This is a genomic window from Phytoactinopolyspora halotolerans, from assembly GCF_010550675.1.
Lineage (GTDB): Bacteria > Actinomycetota > Actinomycetes > Jiangellales > Jiangellaceae > Phytoactinopolyspora > Phytoactinopolyspora halotolerans.
In genome coordinates this window covers 212,344-228,226 of record NZ_JAAGOA010000005.1, presented here as the reverse complement: position 1 = coordinate 228,226, position 15,883 = coordinate 212,344, and the positions used below count along the sequence as shown (strand labels likewise).

General features: G+C 67.8%; 15 protein-coding genes. 8 read left to right on the top strand and 7 right to left on the bottom strand.

Annotated elements, in window-relative coordinates; genetic code table 11:
* Nucleotides 1-76 precede the first annotated feature (76 nt).
* On the top strand, nt 77-958 hold the full coding sequence (gene rsmI / locus G1H10_RS09300) for a 16S rRNA (cytidine(1402)-2'-O)-methyltransferase (RefSeq protein WP_163735942.1): 882 nt from the start codon (nt 77-79) through the stop codon (nt 956-958).
* Nucleotides 959-1,012: 54 nt separating this feature from the next.
* Here the strand turns inward: rsmI and G1H10_RS09295 are convergent, their stop codons facing one another.
* Both G1H10_RS09295 and G1H10_RS09290 read right to left on the bottom strand, forming a co-directional pair.
* A complete protein-coding gene (locus tag G1H10_RS09295) occupies nt 1,013-2,632 on the bottom strand; it encodes a beta-N-acetylhexosaminidase (RefSeq protein WP_163735940.1) in 1,620 nt (539 codons plus the stop codon).
* Between the two features lie 137 nt (nt 2,633-2,769).
* Nucleotides 2,770-3,468, bottom strand: a complete 699-nt coding sequence (locus G1H10_RS09290; protein ID WP_163735937.1) for a hypothetical protein — start codon at nt 3,466-3,468, stop codon at nt 2,770-2,772.
* Between the two features lie 535 nt (nt 3,469-4,003).
* Between G1H10_RS09290 and G1H10_RS09285 the strand changes: the two genes are divergently transcribed.
* Complete coding sequence (locus G1H10_RS09285) at nt 4,004-5,227, top strand: hypothetical protein (protein ID WP_216853064.1); 1,224 nt, start codon at nt 4,004-4,006, stop codon at nt 5,225-5,227.
* A 275-nt stretch (nt 5,228-5,502) separates the two neighbouring features.
* Here the strand turns inward: G1H10_RS09285 and disA are convergent, their stop codons facing one another.
* The 4 genes from disA to G1H10_RS09265 form a co-directional block, all read right to left on the bottom strand.
* The gene (gene disA, locus G1H10_RS09280; protein WP_163735931.1) at nt 5,503-6,594 is read right to left on the bottom strand and encodes a DNA integrity scanning diadenylate cyclase DisA; all 1,092 of its coding nucleotides are present in this window, start codon (nt 6,592-6,594) and stop codon (nt 5,503-5,505) included.
* Nucleotides 6,595-6,752: 158 nt separating this feature from the next.
* On the bottom strand, nt 6,753-8,123 hold the full coding sequence (gene radA / locus G1H10_RS09275) for a DNA repair protein RadA (RefSeq protein ID WP_163735928.1): 1,371 nt from the start codon (nt 8,121-8,123) through the stop codon (nt 6,753-6,755).
* Between the two features lie 103 nt (nt 8,124-8,226).
* On the bottom strand, nt 8,227-8,991 hold the full coding sequence (locus G1H10_RS09270) for a class I SAM-dependent methyltransferase (protein ID WP_163735924.1): 765 nt from the start codon (nt 8,989-8,991) through the stop codon (nt 8,227-8,229).
* Nucleotides 8,992-9,071: 80 nt separating this feature from the next.
* Nucleotides 9,072-9,833 carry a DUF3109 family protein gene (locus G1H10_RS09265; protein WP_163735921.1) on the bottom strand — a complete coding sequence of 254 codons (762 nt, stop codon included), beginning with the start codon at nt 9,831-9,833 and terminating at the stop codon, nt 9,072-9,074.
* 129 nt (nt 9,834-9,962) lie between these two features.
* Between G1H10_RS09265 and G1H10_RS09260 the strand changes: the two genes are divergently transcribed.
* From G1H10_RS09260 to G1H10_RS09240, 5 genes are all read left to right on the top strand, one after another.
* On the top strand, nt 9,963-10,913 hold the full coding sequence (locus tag G1H10_RS09260; RefSeq protein ID WP_163735918.1) for a Ppx/GppA family phosphatase: 951 nt from the start codon (nt 9,963-9,965) through the stop codon (nt 10,911-10,913).
* A gap of 34 nt (nt 10,914-10,947) precedes the next feature.
* Nucleotides 10,948-11,808, top strand: a complete 861-nt coding sequence (locus G1H10_RS09255) for a sugar phosphate isomerase/epimerase family protein (RefSeq protein WP_163736275.1) — start codon at nt 10,948-10,950, stop codon at nt 11,806-11,808.
* Nucleotides 11,805-12,422 carry a TetR/AcrR family transcriptional regulator gene (locus G1H10_RS09250; RefSeq protein ID WP_163735916.1) on the top strand — a complete coding sequence of 206 codons (618 nt, stop codon included), beginning with the start codon at nt 11,805-11,807 and terminating at the stop codon, nt 12,420-12,422. The genes G1H10_RS09255 and G1H10_RS09250 overlap by 4 nt, the downstream gene beginning before the upstream one ends.
* Before the next feature lie 163 nt (nt 12,423-12,585).
* Nucleotides 12,586-13,356, top strand: coding sequence for an ABC transporter ATP-binding protein (locus G1H10_RS09245; protein ID WP_163735913.1), 771 nt, complete (start codon nt 12,586-12,588; stop codon nt 13,354-13,356).
* Nucleotides 13,353-14,081, top strand: a complete 729-nt coding sequence (locus tag G1H10_RS09240; protein WP_163735911.1) for an ABC transporter permease — start codon at nt 13,353-13,355, stop codon at nt 14,079-14,081. The genes G1H10_RS09245 and G1H10_RS09240 overlap by 4 nt, the downstream gene beginning before the upstream one ends.
* A gap of 84 nt (nt 14,082-14,165) precedes the next feature.
* Here G1H10_RS09240 and G1H10_RS09235 read toward each other — a convergent pair whose 3' ends face one another.
* A complete protein-coding gene (locus G1H10_RS09235) occupies nt 14,166-15,077 on the bottom strand; it encodes a phosphatase PAP2 family protein (RefSeq protein WP_163735908.1) in 912 nt (303 codons plus the stop codon).
* 143 nt (nt 15,078-15,220) lie between these two features.
* Here G1H10_RS09235 and G1H10_RS09230 point away from each other — a divergent pair, with 143 nt between their 5' ends.
* Complete coding sequence (locus G1H10_RS09230) at nt 15,221-15,808, top strand: TetR/AcrR family transcriptional regulator (protein ID WP_163736272.1); 588 nt, start codon at nt 15,221-15,223, stop codon at nt 15,806-15,808.
* The last annotated feature ends 75 nt before the right edge of the window (nt 15,809-15,883 follow it).

Below are 15,883 nucleotides of genomic sequence, written 5' to 3'. Positions count from 1 at the left end.
TATGCGACGGACGGCCGACGGACGCAATACGTGCGCCGAGTCCGCCGGAGCTGCGTCGATCGGCGAGGATGGAGGGATGGCAGATCTGGACAGCGGCGGCGTGCTGGTGCTGGCGGCGACCCCCATCGGGCAGCCGTCGGACGCGTCTCCCCGGCTGAGCGAAGAACTAGGGCGCGCGGACATCGTCGCGGCCGAGGATACGCGGCGCTTGCGACGGCTGGCCTCGGCGCTGGGGGTGGAGATAGCCGGCCGCGTCGTCTCGTACTTCGAGGGTAACGAGGAGATGCGTACGCCGGAGCTGGTGGCGGCGCTCGAACGCGGCCTCCGGGTGGTGCTGGTCACGGACGCGGGCATGCCCTCGGTCTCGGATCCGGGCTACCGCCTGGTGGATGCTGCGGTCGAGGCCGGGATCCGGGTGACGTCGGTCCCGGGTCCGTCGGCGGTGGTGACGGCGTTGGCGGTGAGCGGTCTGCCGGTGGCGCGGTTCGGCTTCGAGGGTTTCCCACCTCGGCGCCCCGGCGAGCGTGCCCGGTGGTTCGCCGCGCTGGCCGAAGAGGAGCGGACGATGGTCTTCTTCGAGTCGCGGCACCGCCTCGCCTCGACCTTATCCGTCATGGCGGAGACGTTCGGCGAGAAGCGACGAGCCGCCGTCTGCCGAGAGCTGACCAAGAAACACGAGGAGGTCCGTCGCGGCACCTTGGCCGAACTGGTGCACTGGGCTGAGCACCACGGCCCGCTCGGTGAGATCACCGTCGTGGTCGCCGGAGCGTCCGATTCGCTCGCCGGGTCCGGTGAACGGGCCGCCAGGTCGATCGACGACGCGGTGGCCATCGTCGGAGACCGGGTGGCCGCCGGGAGCAGCCGTAAGGATGCGATCGCCGACGTCGCTCGCGAACTCGGACTGTCCCGCCGCGAGCTCTATGCAGCGGTCGTCAACGCACCGCCGAATCCGGGCTGACGCCGGGTTGCCGGTCGCCGACGCCCACGCCGTCGCCCACGCGGCAACCCCAGGTCATGCACGATCGAATCGTGCCCTGGGGCCGGTGCCGCCGCGCTGCCACGGGTGCGGACCTTCGGTCGGCCGGTAGTTCACACCCAGCGCGTCCAGGCGCGTGACGTGGGTGGCCAACCGCGTCGCGATCGGGTGCTCACGGCGAGCGTCCAACCCGCTCCATGCCATGTCCGCGACCGCCGCCAACCGCGGGAACGCCGCGTACTCGACGTGGCGGGGTGTCGGCAGGTACTCGGTCCAGAGCTGTGCCTGGACGCCGAGCACGGTTCCGGAGCCCGCCGCGTCCATCTCCGGCGCGCCGGAGGGCGCCGGGTCGAACTCGGCGATCGTCTCCAGTGGAAGGTGCCCGTGGATGTGCAGCGGCTCGTCCGGTCCGTCGGATTCGTACCAGTCCAGGTAGACGGCCTTCTGCGGAGCGACGATCACATCGTGCCCGGCGGCGAGCGCCTTGGCCGCGGTGGCGAACTCCCGCCACACGGAGATGACCGCGTCCCGCGGCGCGCCACCGTCCTCGAGGATCTCGTCCCAGCCGATGACGCGGCGCCCCTTGGCGCGCAGGTGGTCGGCGAACGACGCGGTGAACCAGGACTGCAGGCGATCGGTGCTGTCCAGCCCCAGCTCGTCCGCGCGTGCCTTCGCCTGCGCGCTCTCCCGCCATTCGGACCGCGGGCACTCGTCCCCGCCGATGTGGATGTACGGGGCGTCGAAGATCTCGGTGACGACGTCGAAGACGTCGCGCGCGAACCGCAGGGCCTCGTCCGTGGGCGCGAGGACTTCGGGGAATATGCCGAACGTGGTGGCGACCGGGTGGACGGTATCCGTATTGCCCAGCTCCGGGTAGGCGGCCAGCACCGACCGGACGTGGCCGGGCATGTCGATCTCTGGTACGACGGTGATGTGGCGGGCCGCCGCATAGGCGACGACCTCCTTGAGGTCCGCGGCCGTGTAGTACCCGCCGTGCGGGGTTCCGTCGAAGCCCTGTCCGGAGGCGGCGTGTCCGACGACTGTCTCTGGCCGCCAGGAGCCGACCTCGGTCAGCCGCGGCCAGCCCGGCACCTCGAGCCGCCAGCCCTGGTCGTCGGTCAGGTGCAGGTGGACGACGTTGAGCTGGTGCAGTGCCGCCAGGTCGATCAGCCGCAGCAGGAAATCCTTGGGCTGGAAGTGCCGGGCGACGTCGAGCATCACCCCGCGCCAACCGAAGTGAGGTTCGTCGTCGATCGTCACGCAGGGTAGTTGGACCGGAACGCCGGCGACGGGCGCCGCGCGCAGCCCGTCAGCGGGAAGCAGTTGGCGGATCGTCTGCACCGCGCGGACCAGGCCGGACGGGTGCGAAGCCGAGACCGTGACGGCGTCTTCGGTCACATCGAGCCGATACCGCTCGGCTGCGGGCGACGGGAACTCCGCGGTGCCGGCGCCGGAGAGCTGGAACCTGATCGCAGCGGTCGCGTCGTGCGGAAGGACCGGCGCGGCGATCCCGGCTGCGGCACGCAGGACGTCGTGCAGCAGCCATGCCGGCCCGACGGCGTCCCCTTCGGCGGCGATGCTCAGACCGCTGCGAACCGCGAAGGTGCCGGGCCGTTGGACGACGGAACGGGGCTGCGGGATCAAGTCGAGAGGCACGATCTGAGGTTACCAGCCTCGGATAGGCCAATGGTCTAGTAGCGCGTGGTGCGTAGCGCGCCAGATCAGCGTGCGACCGCCCGCCTGCCGGACCGGCAGACGGGCGGTGCGGGTGGAGACGTGCGATGGGCTGAATGTCAGCCGTTGCAGGCCTGGTAGTCGGCGTACTGGCCGTTCGTCAGGAAGTTGAACGGGCCCTGCCACAGCCACGGCAGAACGCAGGCGTTGTTCATCAGCCCGCCCTCGTCGGTGATCTCCTCCTCCGGGAGCAGACCCTCGAACTCCTCGGTCACGCCCTCGTCCTGGATGACCTCGTGGCTCGTGACCTCGCCGGCGAGGAACTGCTCGAACATCGACTCGTCCAGCATCTCCGAATCGATCATGTACTCGATGGTCATGTACTGGGCGATCGCGTTCGCGAAGCTGTCCGCGGCCGTGTAGTCATTGCAGGCCTCGTAGTAGGCTTCCTGGCCGTCCGTCAGAACGTTGAACGGGCCCTGCCACAGCCACGGCGCGATGCACGCGTCGTTGAGGATGTTGATGCCCTCACTGGACTCCGACGAGCCGCTACCGTTGCACGCCGAGTAGCTGCCCATCTGGTCCTTGGTGAGCACGTTGAACGGACCCGGCCAGAACCACGGCAGCAGACAGAGGTCGTTGCCGATGTTCACGTCGGGGACGTCCAGGACGCTCTCCAGGTCGGTGGCGTCGCTCACGGTCGCCTCGCTCGATGCGGCGGGCGCCTGCGGGGCGGCCACTGCCGTGCTGGCGAACCCAGTGGCCGTGACCAGGGCGGCCGCGGCGATGAGTGCGCTGCGAAGTGTCTTCTTGAACACGCTGTGCTCTCTCCTTGACTCTGCGACTGTTGCCGCAAGCGCGGCAACATGCGTTCGGTGTGTGTACGCGGGAACAATGTTTGACTTGTCAATTCGAACTGTCAAGTAAGAAGTCAACAACAAACGTGCCGTTTCGCTTGACGTTCACTCCGATCATCCCGGCATACTGCATTCCCAGTGCGAAACCGGCGCGACAGGGAAGCTGGGCCCCCTATCTGTCTAACTCGGACAAGTTGGGGCTCAATGGGTGAATCAGATGTACTGTCTCGAGTCGTCCATATTGCTGTGTGCTGCGGTGTCTCGTGCCACGTCGCGTCGGCATCGTCCATTCGTATGACGCCGTTAACGTCCTCGTGGACACGTCATGAACATATGGACCACTAATAGAAACATGCCTTAGTAAAGGTTTGACACGGTTCGAATCGTATGGATAGCGTCACTGTTGCTCGCTCAGAGATTCTCTGTGAAAGTATGGCGCTCGGTTCCATCTCTGAGCGATGATGCCGAGCCCACTCGACCCATTAAAGGGGCTGTTATGACTCTCTCGATGACGAACGTGCGCTGGGGGCGCCGCGCCACATCGGCGACCGTCGCCTGTGGTGCGGCCACGGCCATGGCGGTAGGTGCATTCGGTGTACCGGCTCACGCTGCGGAGCCGGAAGACCCGGGCCAGCTCAAGATCACGACAGACGGATACTACGGCTCGGTCCGGTTCGACTTCCCGGGGGATGTTCCCTTCGTGGGCGACGCGGCGAAGCTGCAGGGCGACCTGACCGTCGGTGCCATTGAGAACGAGGTCGACTCGAACGGCCTGCAGGGACAGCCGGAAGGTACCTATTCCCGCTCGTTCGGCACCCTGGTCGGGGCCAACCTGCTCGGTGTCGATCTGCCGGTCGATCTCTACGCGGTCGAGCAGACGGCGCTGCCGGAGGAGGACGAGCCGGACACGTACGGCCTGCACGAGCTGGAGGTGCCGCTGGCCGGAACGCTGAGTGCCATCTCCGGCGAGGCCAAGGCGAACTGGAATGACGAGGTCCTGGGCCATGGCTCGTCCGGGGGTGTGCTCACCGAGCTGTACTCCGGCGTCGGGCAGATGGATCTGGCGGACTTCGACGACCTCGGGCTGGTCGGGGGCCTGGTTCCGGTCGAGCTGCCGGTCGGGAACGGCCCGCTGGTGAGCGTCGGCGCCGGCCAGCTTCTGCAGGAGACCGGCGTCTTCGGCAAGGAGGACGGCAGCCAGGGCGCGTATGTCGAGGTCAGCGGCCGCTTCGGTGATGTGAACGTTCTCGGCGGCGCCGCCAACGGCGGCGTGACGATCGGCTTCGCGGCCTCGTCCGACACGGAGACGCCGAACGCGTTCGGCCGGCTGGAAGTGACCGGCGAGGCCGGCGGCGCGTCGTTCGACTATGACCTGCCGGCACTGGAGATGTGGGTCGGTGACGAGGAGACCGGTGTCGAGATCGAGCCGGGCTTCGATGAGACCATCGAGGTCGCTCCGGGCGTCAGCCTCAACGTCAACTTCGCCGAGTACCGCGACGACGACATCGAGCTCGCCGAGGACGGTACCAGCGCGGCGGCGTCCGGTGGCGGACTGGCGCTGCGGCTGGACGTCGCTGTGCCTGCTCCGGTCGTGGGCGAGGTCGAGCTCGGTTCGGCCGAGATCGGTCTGTTGAGCTTCCCGGAGGTGAGCGTGGAGGTGCCGCAGGGCGGCCTGTACGCGGCGACCGGCGAGAGCGACGAGACCGTCTTCGAGAACTGAGTTCGGCAAACGGGGGCGCCCGCGGCGGGAGAGGTCTCCCCACGGCGATTCGGTGATTCCGCGCCGATCTCGTCTCTCGCGGCGGGGGTGCTACGGGGTGTAACCGCTCCGAGCGCCGGCTGAAGGGCCCGTGGGCTCACACGCTGATGCGTGGGGCCCACGGGCCGTTTCTGTGCTCGCACGCGACCCGCTGCGCATCGGGGTGCGATCGCCGACGACACACCGGTGGCGCCTCCGATGCCGGGTGGGCCGGGGAGGCCTGTGCCCTGACGGCTCTAAACGTAACGTTCCAGAATGCTGGACTCCGCCAGCCGGGACAGACCCTCGCGGACGTTGCGCGCGCGATTCTCACCGACGCCGTCCACGGCCTGCAGATCGTCGACGCTGGCGGCGAGCAGCTTCTGCAAGCCGCCGAAATGGTCGACCAGCCGCTCGATGACCGGGCCGGGCAAGCGGGGTACGCGTGCGAGCAGCCGGTAACCACGCGGACTGACCGCGGCGTCGAGTTGGTCACCGCCGCTGAATCCGAGTGCGCCGGCGACCGCGCCCAAGTCCAGGAGTTCGGTCGACGAGAGCCGGCTGAGCTGACCGATCGCGTCGCTCACAGCGGCCTTCTTCCGCCCTGCCGGACTGGGTAGATAGTCCCGTACGATGAGCTCACGGTCGACGTCCACGCCGGAGACGAGCTCGTCGAGCTGGAGGCTGAGCAGTCTGCCGTCCGTGCCGAGCTCAACCACGTAACCGTCGATCTCCACGGAGATCCGGCGGACCATCTCCAGCCGCTGCGCCACCGTGACGACGTCGCGTACCGTGACCAGGTCCTCGATCTCCAGCGCGGAAAGCGTCCCGGAGACCTCATCGAGGCGCAGCTTGTATCGCTCCAGCGTCGCCAGCGCCTGGTTGGCGCGCGAGAGGATCTGGCCGGCGTCTTCCAGTACGTGACGGATACCGTCGACGTAGATGGCGACGATGCGCATGGACTGGCTGACCGAGATGACTGGAAAGCCGGTCTGCTTGGCTACTCGCTCAGCGGTTCGGTGCCGGGTTCCGGACTCCGAGGTCGGGATCGATGAATCGGGGACGAGTTGGGTGGCGGCACGGAGGATTCTCGTGCAGTCGCGGTCGACGACGATCGCTCCGTCCATCTTGGCGAGCTCGCGCAGGCCGGTCGCGTTGAACTCCACGTCCAGGACGAAACCACCGCTGCTGATCGACTCGATGACCTTGTCGTAGCCGAGGACCACCAGCGCTCCCGTGCGGCCGCGCAAGATCCTTTCGAGGCCTTCGCGCAGCTCCGTACCAGGCGCGACCGCCGCGAGCGCCTGACGCAGCTTCGCCTCTGCGCCGCCTCTGTCGCTGCCGGGCACATGACCCCCGTCGTGACTCGTCGATGACAATCGGCTGCCAGTCTAAGGCCGGGAGCTGTCAAGTGCGAGATCGACGCCCGGCGCTGTCGCTCACAGTCTACAGCGGCGGGCCGGCCGCTTCGGCGGATGCAGCGGGAAGTTCATGTGACGTCCGGCGCTCAGCCGACCGGGAATGCGGACGCCGGGTCAGCGACGACGGCCAGCGCCGAGCCGACGTTCTCCACCTCCAGAACCCGGATGCCGGACGGGACCGGTCCGGAGTCGGGCGGTACCAAGGCCGTGCTGAAGCCCATACGCTCCGCTTCGGCGAGTCGGCGCTGCGTACCGGTGACCCTGCGGATCTCGCCCGCCAATCCCACCTCGCCGAGGGCGATCATGCCCATCGGAGTGGCTTGCCCAGCCGCGGCGCTGGCGACCGCGATCAGCACCGCCAGGTCGGCGGCCGGCTCCACCAAGCGGGCACCACCGACGGTCGACGTGTAGATGTCCTTCATGGCCAGCTGCACCCGTCCGCGCCGTTCCAGGACGGCGAGAACCATCGAGACGCGTGCGGAGTCGAGGCCGGAGTTGGCTCGCCGTGGCGTGTTCAGCGCCGACGGTGCCACCAGCGCCTGTACCTCGCCGAGCAGCGGGCGTCGTCCCTCCACGGTGACGGTGACGCAGGTCCCGGGGACCGGGGCGGCATGACGGGAGAGGAACAGGCCGGTGGGATCGGCCAGCGACTCGATGCCGGAGTCCGACAGGTCGAAGCACCCGACCTCGTCGGCGGGACCGTAGCGGTTCTTGACGGTGCGCACCATCCGCAGCCGTGAATGCCTGTCCCCCTCGAAATGCAGCACCACGTCGACCAGGTGCTCCAGCACCCGTGGGCCGGCGATGGAGCCGTCCTTGGTGACATGGCCGACCAGGATGGTGGCGATACCCCGTTCCTTTGCGACGTGGATGAGCGTGGCGGCCACCTCGCGGACCTGGTTCACCCCGCCGACCGCGTTGTCCAACGTCGGACTGGCGATCGTCTGCACCGAATCGAGCACGATCAACGAGGGCTTGACCTCGTCGATATGGGTGAGCACGGCGGACAGGTCGGTCTCCGCGGCGAGGAACAGGTCGTCCGCGATGCCGCCGGTGCGCTCCGCCCGGAGCCGCACCTGCGCGGCGGATTCCTCTCCGGTGACGTAAAGCGCGCGACCGGCGTCCTTGGCCCATCGGGCGGTCACGTCGAGCAACAGTGTCGACTTGCCCACGCCGGGCTCGCCGGCGAGCAGGATCACCGCTCCCTGCACGAGTCCACCGCCGAGTGCGCGGTCGAACTCCTCTACCCCGGTGGGCCGGGACCGGGCCGGTTCCAGGCCGACGGCTCCGATCGGCCGGGCCGATTGAGCGACCGGGCCGGGGGACGTGCCGCCGGGGCGGGCGGTGGTGGCCTCGTCGACCGTGCCCCACGCCTGGCATTCGCCACAGCGCCCGACCCACTTCGACGTGGTCCATCCGCATTCCACGCACCGGAAGGTCTGTGCTGCCTTGGCCATAGAACAGAACGCTAACCCTTGGCACCGACAGCTTCGTGGCCCCCCGCGCACCCCTTATGATCGCAATCGCTGGACCGATCACCATGGGTCTCACGGTCGATGATCACGGGAACGTGCGCCAGAAGAGGTTGACCGCGTAGTCGACGGAGCTACCTGGGTGCTCGGCCAGAAACGCATCGGCTGTCTCCGCCGGAAACTCGATACGGACGACGGCCTCGAACGACGCGCGGTCCGGTTGCTCCCATCGGATCTCCAGCGGCTCCCGTTGCCATGCCTGCCGGGCCCAGAATCGCTCCACCTCTTGCGGGTCATACCGGGGCAACGCGCGTCGGAACCACCGGCCGAACGTCGAGCGGGCGGCGTCGTTGTCGATGACGAACGCGGTCCCGCCGCGCCGCAGCACCCGGCCGAGTTCGCGGATCCCCGGTTCACAGCCGGGGCCGAAGAAATACGCCCAGCGTGCATGCGCGACGTCCATCGACGACGTCGGCAGCGGGAGCGCCTGGGCGGTGCCCCTGAGCACCTCGATGCTCGCATTCGGCCGGGCGCGATCGGACGGGTCGACCGCTGCGGTAACTGCGGCCGGTGCGGCGGACGCGGCCGCTGTGATCGCGCCGACACGCTGCCGTGCGCGTCGGACCAGCGGCGGGTGCGGTTCGACGCCGACCACGCGCGCGGCGTCGGCGGCGAAGCGGGGGAGATGGAAACCCGACCCGCACCCCACATCGACGACGTTCTGCCCGGTCCAGTCATGGATGCGGCGCATCGCCGCCTCCAGCACGCCGTCAGGATCGACCCCGAGATTCTCCGTCTCATAGACGTCTGGATACCGCCAGATGTTCGGGCTCGGAATCACACCGCGGGACACGAGGCCACCCTTAAGCAGGATCCAGCCGGGCGGATGTCTCCGTCGCCCGCCGCGGAACGGCAGCGTCGGCCCATCACCGGTCAGCCGCCAGCCTCGGCGGTGGCGGGGTGGACGAGGAGCGGAAGCTGCGCGTCCAGGAAGGCCTTGCAGTGCCGCGCCAGCTCGTCGTAGGCCGCGTCACCGATGAGTTCGCGCAGCTCTGCCTCGTTGCTCCGGTACACCGGCTCCACACCGACGTGCGCCGACGCGGCCGAGGTGCAGTACCAGTCCATGTCGTGGCCGCCGCTGCCCCAGTCGCGCTGCTGGTACTCGGTGATGGTGATCTCCAGGTAGGTGCTCCCGTCCGCCCGCTCCACCTCCCGGTACGCACGACGTATCGGCAGCTGCCAACACACGTCCGGTTTGGTCTCGAGCGGGTGCATCCCCTGCGCGAGTGCGTACTTGTGCAGGGCACATCCGGATCCGCCGGCGAATCCCGGCCGGTTGTGGAAGATGCATGCACCGTCCACCACGCGCGTCTTACGTTCGTCGTCCTCGTCGGTCTCCACCACGCCGTGGCGCAGCCCTTCCGCCCGGAGCTGCCACGTCTCCTCGTCCAGCAGGCTCGCGAATTCGCGCACCCGCCGCTCGTCGTCCTGGTCGGAGAAGTACGCCCCGTGCGTGCAGCAGCCGTCGTCCGGCCGGGATGCGTAGACACCAGGGCAGCCGTGGCCGAAGATGCATGTCCAGCGCGATGTGAGCCAGGTGAGGTCGCAGCGCAGGACCTGGTTCGAGTTGTCCGGGTCGACGAACTCGACCCACGCCCGGGCCGCATCCCCCGTGGCCCGCTCAGCGGTCGTCACAGCCCCGAGTGTAGACGCCGGTGCCGCTGCTTCTTGAGCCTCAGTGGCGAGTAGACGCCGCTACGGCGGCCGTTGACGTAACTGACACTCATCAAGAAGCGACAGCGGCTGTCGGGGTAGCCTTCGGTTATGCGCATCGGAGTTCTGGACGTCGGATCGAACACCGTGCACCTGCTGCTCGTCGATGCGCACCCTGGTGCCAAGCCTCTGCCTGCCTACAAGGAGAAGACCGAGCTGCGCCTGGTCGATCTGCTCGACGGCGACGACTCGGTGGACGGCGAGGGAGCAGACCAGCTGGTCGAGTGTTGCGCCAATGCGGTCCGGATCGCCGAGGACAAGGGAGCCACATCGATGCTCGCGTTCGCCACGTCGGCGTTGCGCGAGTCACCCAACGGCGCGGCGGTGATCGACCGGGTCCGCCGCGACGCCGGCATCGACCTGCGGGTGCTCTCCGGCGAAGACGAGGCACGGCTGACCTTCCTGGCCGTACGCCGCTGGTATGGCTGGTCGAGCGGAAGGCTGCTGTGTTTCGACATCGGCGGTGGCTCGCTGGAGCTGGCGATGGGGATCGATGAGGATCCGGATGTGGCCGTCTCCATGCCGCTCGGAGCCGCACGGCTCACCAGGAAGTGGTTCACCGGCGACCCGCCGAGCGACGACGAGGTGCGTGCCCTCCGCCGCCACGTCCGCGCGGAGGTCGCCGACGTGGTCGGCAAGGTCACCCGATACGGCGCACCGGACAAGGCGGTCGCGTCGAGCAAGACGTTCCGGTCTCTGGCGAGGGTCAACGGGGCGGCACCGTCCGGCGACGGGCCGTACGTCCGCCGCCTGCTGAAGCGTGCCGACATGCCGGAGCTGATCGACCGGCTCGCCGGCATGTCCGCGGCCGAGCGGGCCAAGCTGCCCGGGGTCGCGAAGAGCCGCGCCGAGCAGCTGCTGGCCGGGGCCTTGGTCGCGGACGCGGCGATGGACCTGTTCGACGTCCCGTCGGTCGACATCTGCCCGTGGGCACTCCGCGAAGGTCTCATTTTGCGTCGCCTTGACCAGCTGGAAGGCGTCGGATCGGACCCCCTACCCTAGGGGTGTGTCTCAGCTCCGCCAGAGCGCGATGGGGATGTTGCGGGTACCGGATGCGCCGGTCGGACTCTCCACGGCTTCCGTCTACCCCCAAGGGACGGCCACGGCTTTCCGCGTCGCGTCCTCACTCGGCTATGACGGCGTGGAGCTGATGGTGTGGACGGATCCGGTGAGCCAGGACATCGATGAGGTCGCCCGGCTCTCCGAGCTGTACAACATGCCGGTGTTGTCCGTCCATGCGCCGTGCCTGCTGATCACACAGCGGGTGTGGTCGCCTGACCCATGGATCCGGCTCACCCGCTCCCTGGACGCTGCCGATCAGCTGGGCGCGGGAACCGTCGTGGTCCACCCTCCGTTCCGTTGGCAGCGGGACTACGCCAAGGACTTCGCCCCGCGCATCGCCGAGCTGGAGGAAGAGACGGGCATCGTGATCGCGGTCGAGAACATGTACCCATGGCGAGCGGCCGGACGTGAGATCGCCGCATACGCACCGCACTGGGATCCGACGACGGGCCCGTACTCGCACATCACGCTCGATCTCTCACACGCGGCGGTGGCCGGTGGCGATGCGCTGGCCATGGCGGACGTGATCGGAGATCGGCTCGCCCATGTGCACATGACCGACGGGACCGCTTCCGCCCGGGATGAGCACCTGGTGCCCGGACGGGGCAGCCAACCCTGCGCCGCGCTGCTGGAGCGGCTGGCCAGACAGGAATGGTCCGGAGCCGTGATCCTGGAGATCACGACGCGGCGGGCCCGTAGCACCGAGGAGCGGGTGGCGGAGCTCGATGAGGCGTTGGCGTTCACCCGGCTGAACCTGGCCGCGGCGGTCGACACGGCGTTCGCCGTCTCCGCCGACGGCACGGCCGAGCAGGTGGCACGGGAAGCGACGCCATGAACGCGAAGGGCGGAAAGGTCCGCGGTCGGCGGCCAGGCAACGGCAGCACCCGGGACGACATTCTGGTCGCCGCGCGTGGCGAGTTCGAGGAGAAGGGCTACGACAGCGCGACCGTGCGGGCGATCGCCGCACGCGCCGAGGTGGATCCGGCGATGATCCATCACTTCTTCGGCAACAAGGAGAAGCTGTTCCTGGCCGCGGTAGACGTGCCGTTCGACCCCGCGACCATCGCGGAGACGGTGACCAGCGGCCGGCGTGATCAGCTAGGCGAACGGGCGGTACGGACGTTCCTGGGCGTCTGGGAGCATCAACATGTCCGTGGGCCGCTGCTGGCCCTGTTGCGTTCGGCGATGACGAACCGCGCGGCGGCGGCCATGCTCCGCCAGTTCGTGACCCGGGCCCTGCTCGGACGGGTAGTGCCGGCCCTGGACGATCTTCCAGACGCAGAGCTGCGCGCCGAGGCTCTGGTGTCGCACCTGATCGGCATGGGCATCCTGCGGTATGTGGTGCAGGTCGAACCGCTTGCCTCCGCATCCGAGGACGAGCTGGTGGCATTGATCGGCCCGGTGATCCAGCACTACATCTCCGACGTCGAGCCTTCGGACGGCTCCTAGATCTGACCCCGCGGCGCTTCGCGTCTCAGCTGGCCTGGCGGGCACTGCGCGACCTTGTGCGCCCGGCTCGCCCGTCGTTGTTCTGCGGTCCCGGCCTGAGCCGGTCGACCGATGTGATCTCACGAATTGACAGCGGCCTGCGCATGAAGGCAATATTCAACACATGATGAATTATGTCGGCGACACCACCGCAGCGCTGGCGTCGCAACAGCAAGAGCACGCGATTCAGATCCGCGACCTGCGGGTCGTACGCGGGGAGCGGACGGTGCTGGACGGCCTCGACCTGACGGTCGGGCGAGGGAGCATCACCGGGCTTCTCGGCCCGTCGGGATCCGGGAAGTCCACGCTGATGCGAGCGATCATAGGCGTGCAGAAGATCGTTTCAGGGAAGGTCACCGTCCTCGGTGCGCCTGCGGGGTCGGTTCAGCTGCGCGACCGGGTCGCCTACGTCACGCAGGCGCCGAGCGTGTATCAGGACCTCACGGTCCGGCAGAATCTGGCCTATTTCGCCGACGTTCTGGGGGCGCCCAGAAGCGACGTCGACCGCGCGATCGATCAGGTCGATCTCGCCTCTTACGCGGACAAGCTCGCCGCCAACCTCTCCGGAGGCCAGTTCTCCCGGGTGTCCTTGGCCGTGGCCCTGCTCGGCCACCCCGAACTGCTGGTTCTCGATGAGCCGACGGTGGGCCTCGATCCTGTGCTCCGCAAGGAGCTGTGGGACCTGTTCGGCCGGATCGCGTCGGACGGCGCCACCTTGCTGGTGTCCAGCCACGTGATGGATGAGGCGCAACGCTGCGACGACCTGATCCTGCTCCGCGAGGGCGGGATGGTGCTCGCGCATGACACATTGTCCAACCTGCTTGAGCGGACGGGAGCCGCGGACGCAGAGCACGCGTTCCTTCAGCTTGTCTCGGAAGAGGAGATCCACGCATGAACGTCCGGATCACGTTGGCGACCGCGCGGCGGGTGCTGACCCAGTTGGGTCACGATCACCGTACCGTGGCGATGCTGCTGGTCGTTCCGTGTCTGCTCATCACGTTGATGTGGTGGGTCTATGATGGCGGACCGGTGTGGGGCCAGATCGGCCCGGCTCTGCTGGTGGTCTTCCCGTTCATCATGATGTTCCTGGTGACCTCGATCGCGACACTGCGCGAACGCACGTCCGGCACGCTGGAGCGGTTGCTGTCCATGCCTACCCGCAAGCTGGACTTCCTGCTTGGATACGCATTGGCGTTCGGGGTTGTGGCGATTCTTCAAGCAGTGCTGGCCAGCGTGCTGGCGATCACGTTGCTCGATCTGGAGGTAGCCGGACCGGTCGCCTTGTTGCTGACCGTGGCTGTGTTGGACGCGTTGCTGGGTGTCGCCCTCGGCCTCTTCGTCAGTGCGTTCGCGAAGACCGAGTTCCAGGTCGTGCAGTTCATGCCGGCACTGGTCATTCCCCAGATCTTGCTCTGCGGCCTGCTGCTGCCACGGGCGGATCTTCCGACCGTGCTGGAAGTGATCTCCGATGTGCTGCCGCTCTCCTACGCGGTGGACGCGATGAACGAGGTGCAGAGAGTCAGCGAACCGTCGGTCTTGGGCGACGGGACGGTGGTCCTGGCGTTCACGTTCAGTCTGCTGGCGCTCGGTGCGACGACGCTGCGCCGACGTACAGGGTGACCGGCCGGAGCGGAGCAGCCCTGACCCTGTTGCGGCCCTGACCCGATGGCGGGTCAGGGCCGCAATGCGCGGGGTACATGATGGTCAGCGGTCAACCGATACCCTGTCAACCGATACCCTGTCGGCCGATTCCCGGCGATCATCGCGAGCACGTCCGATCGCGTCGGCGCCGTCGTCTTCCGAGGCAAACGCGGGGCCGTCCTGATTCGACCGCTGCCGTCCCACAGGCAACGGCGCATGCTCGGCATGGGCGCCGGAGCGTACCGCCTTCACGTGTTCGACGCCGACGGCGACCACAAGGCCCAGCAGGACGACGGTGCCGCCGACGATCCCGTCCAGGATGTAGTGGTTACCGGTCAGCACGATCGCCAGGAACATCAGCACCGGCATGGTCGCGCCGAACACCTTGGCCATCGCGGAGCGGCCGACCGTAGTCCAGGCGATGCCCAGCAACAGGATCCAGCCGAAGTGCAGGCTCGGCATCGCCGCGTATTCATTGACGAACGGCGACGCGCTGAAGTCGCGGTAGGCCGACGAGTTGTCGGAGACGGTGTCGACGAAGCCGTATTCGGGCAGGAACCGCGGCGGTGCCAGCGGGAAGAGCGCGAAGATCACCAGGGTGATCGCGCCGGAGGCCAGCAAAGCGTTCCGGTAGAGGGGGTAGCGGTCGGGGTGGCGCAGCAGCAGCCACACGAGGGTGCCGACCAGGACAGGCCAGTAGCCGGCGATGTAGATCGCGTTGATGACGTTGATGACGGCGTCGTGGCCGACGACCCAGCTCTGGATGTCCGGTTCGACGAACAATCCGATCGACTGCTGGAACGAGATGAGTCGCTCGGCGTTGTCGAAGGCGAGACCGACCCGATCGTCCGTCATGCCCCGGACCAGCGAGTACAGCAGAGCGGCGGTGAGGATCAGCACGACCTCCCGCACGACTCGCTGCGCGCGGCCGTCGTGCGTCGCGTTCCTCACTCGTTCGAGTACCCGGGCTCGCATGACATCCGGACCTCCCACTCTTCCTAGCTTACTTGCCAGCCGGCAAGTAAGCTTGATACTAGTGCGTTACGGTAGCTGGATGCCGCAGAATTTCTGGGTTTGTTGCGTGATCCCAGCCACAGGGCTGTAGAGAAAGGGTGCCGATGGTCGCGGAGGCGAAGGATGTAGCGCCTGACACCGCTGCCCGCATACGAAGTGTCGCGCTCGACCTTTTCGGACGGCAGGGTTATGAGAAGACGTCGCTGCGGCAGATCGCTGAGGAACTCGGTATCACCAAGGCGGCTGTGTACTACCACTACCGCAGCAAGGTGGACATCCTCGACGACCTGCTGCGTCCGCTCGCCGACGATGAAGAGATGGTGCTCGCCGAAGCCCGCAGCGGGCTGAAGAGCATCGAGGGCCGCTGCCGGCTGGTGGAGAGCTACCTCGATCTGCTGCTGAAATACCGCGACGTCGCCGTCTATGTCATGTCGGACATCGTCGGCGCGAGCAATTCGAGCATGGTGACCACGCTGCAGCGACATGACCGGGAACTGGTGACGTTGCTGGCCGAGTCCGACCTGTCGCTGAGCGAGCGGGTTCGGGTGCTGTCCGCGATCGGGGCCATGACGACCATCCTGACCATGTCCGACCTGCCGGTCGACGAACTCCGCCCGCTCGTTCTGGAGGCGGCACGGGACACGCTTGGGTTGACCAAGGGCGATCCGGATCTGGGTACCAGCGATCCGTAGCGTGTGCTGGCGCCGGCCTACGGCCTCGCGTCCGGGCCGGACGGCGCAACCGTCCGCCGGGCCGTGGTAGCCGGC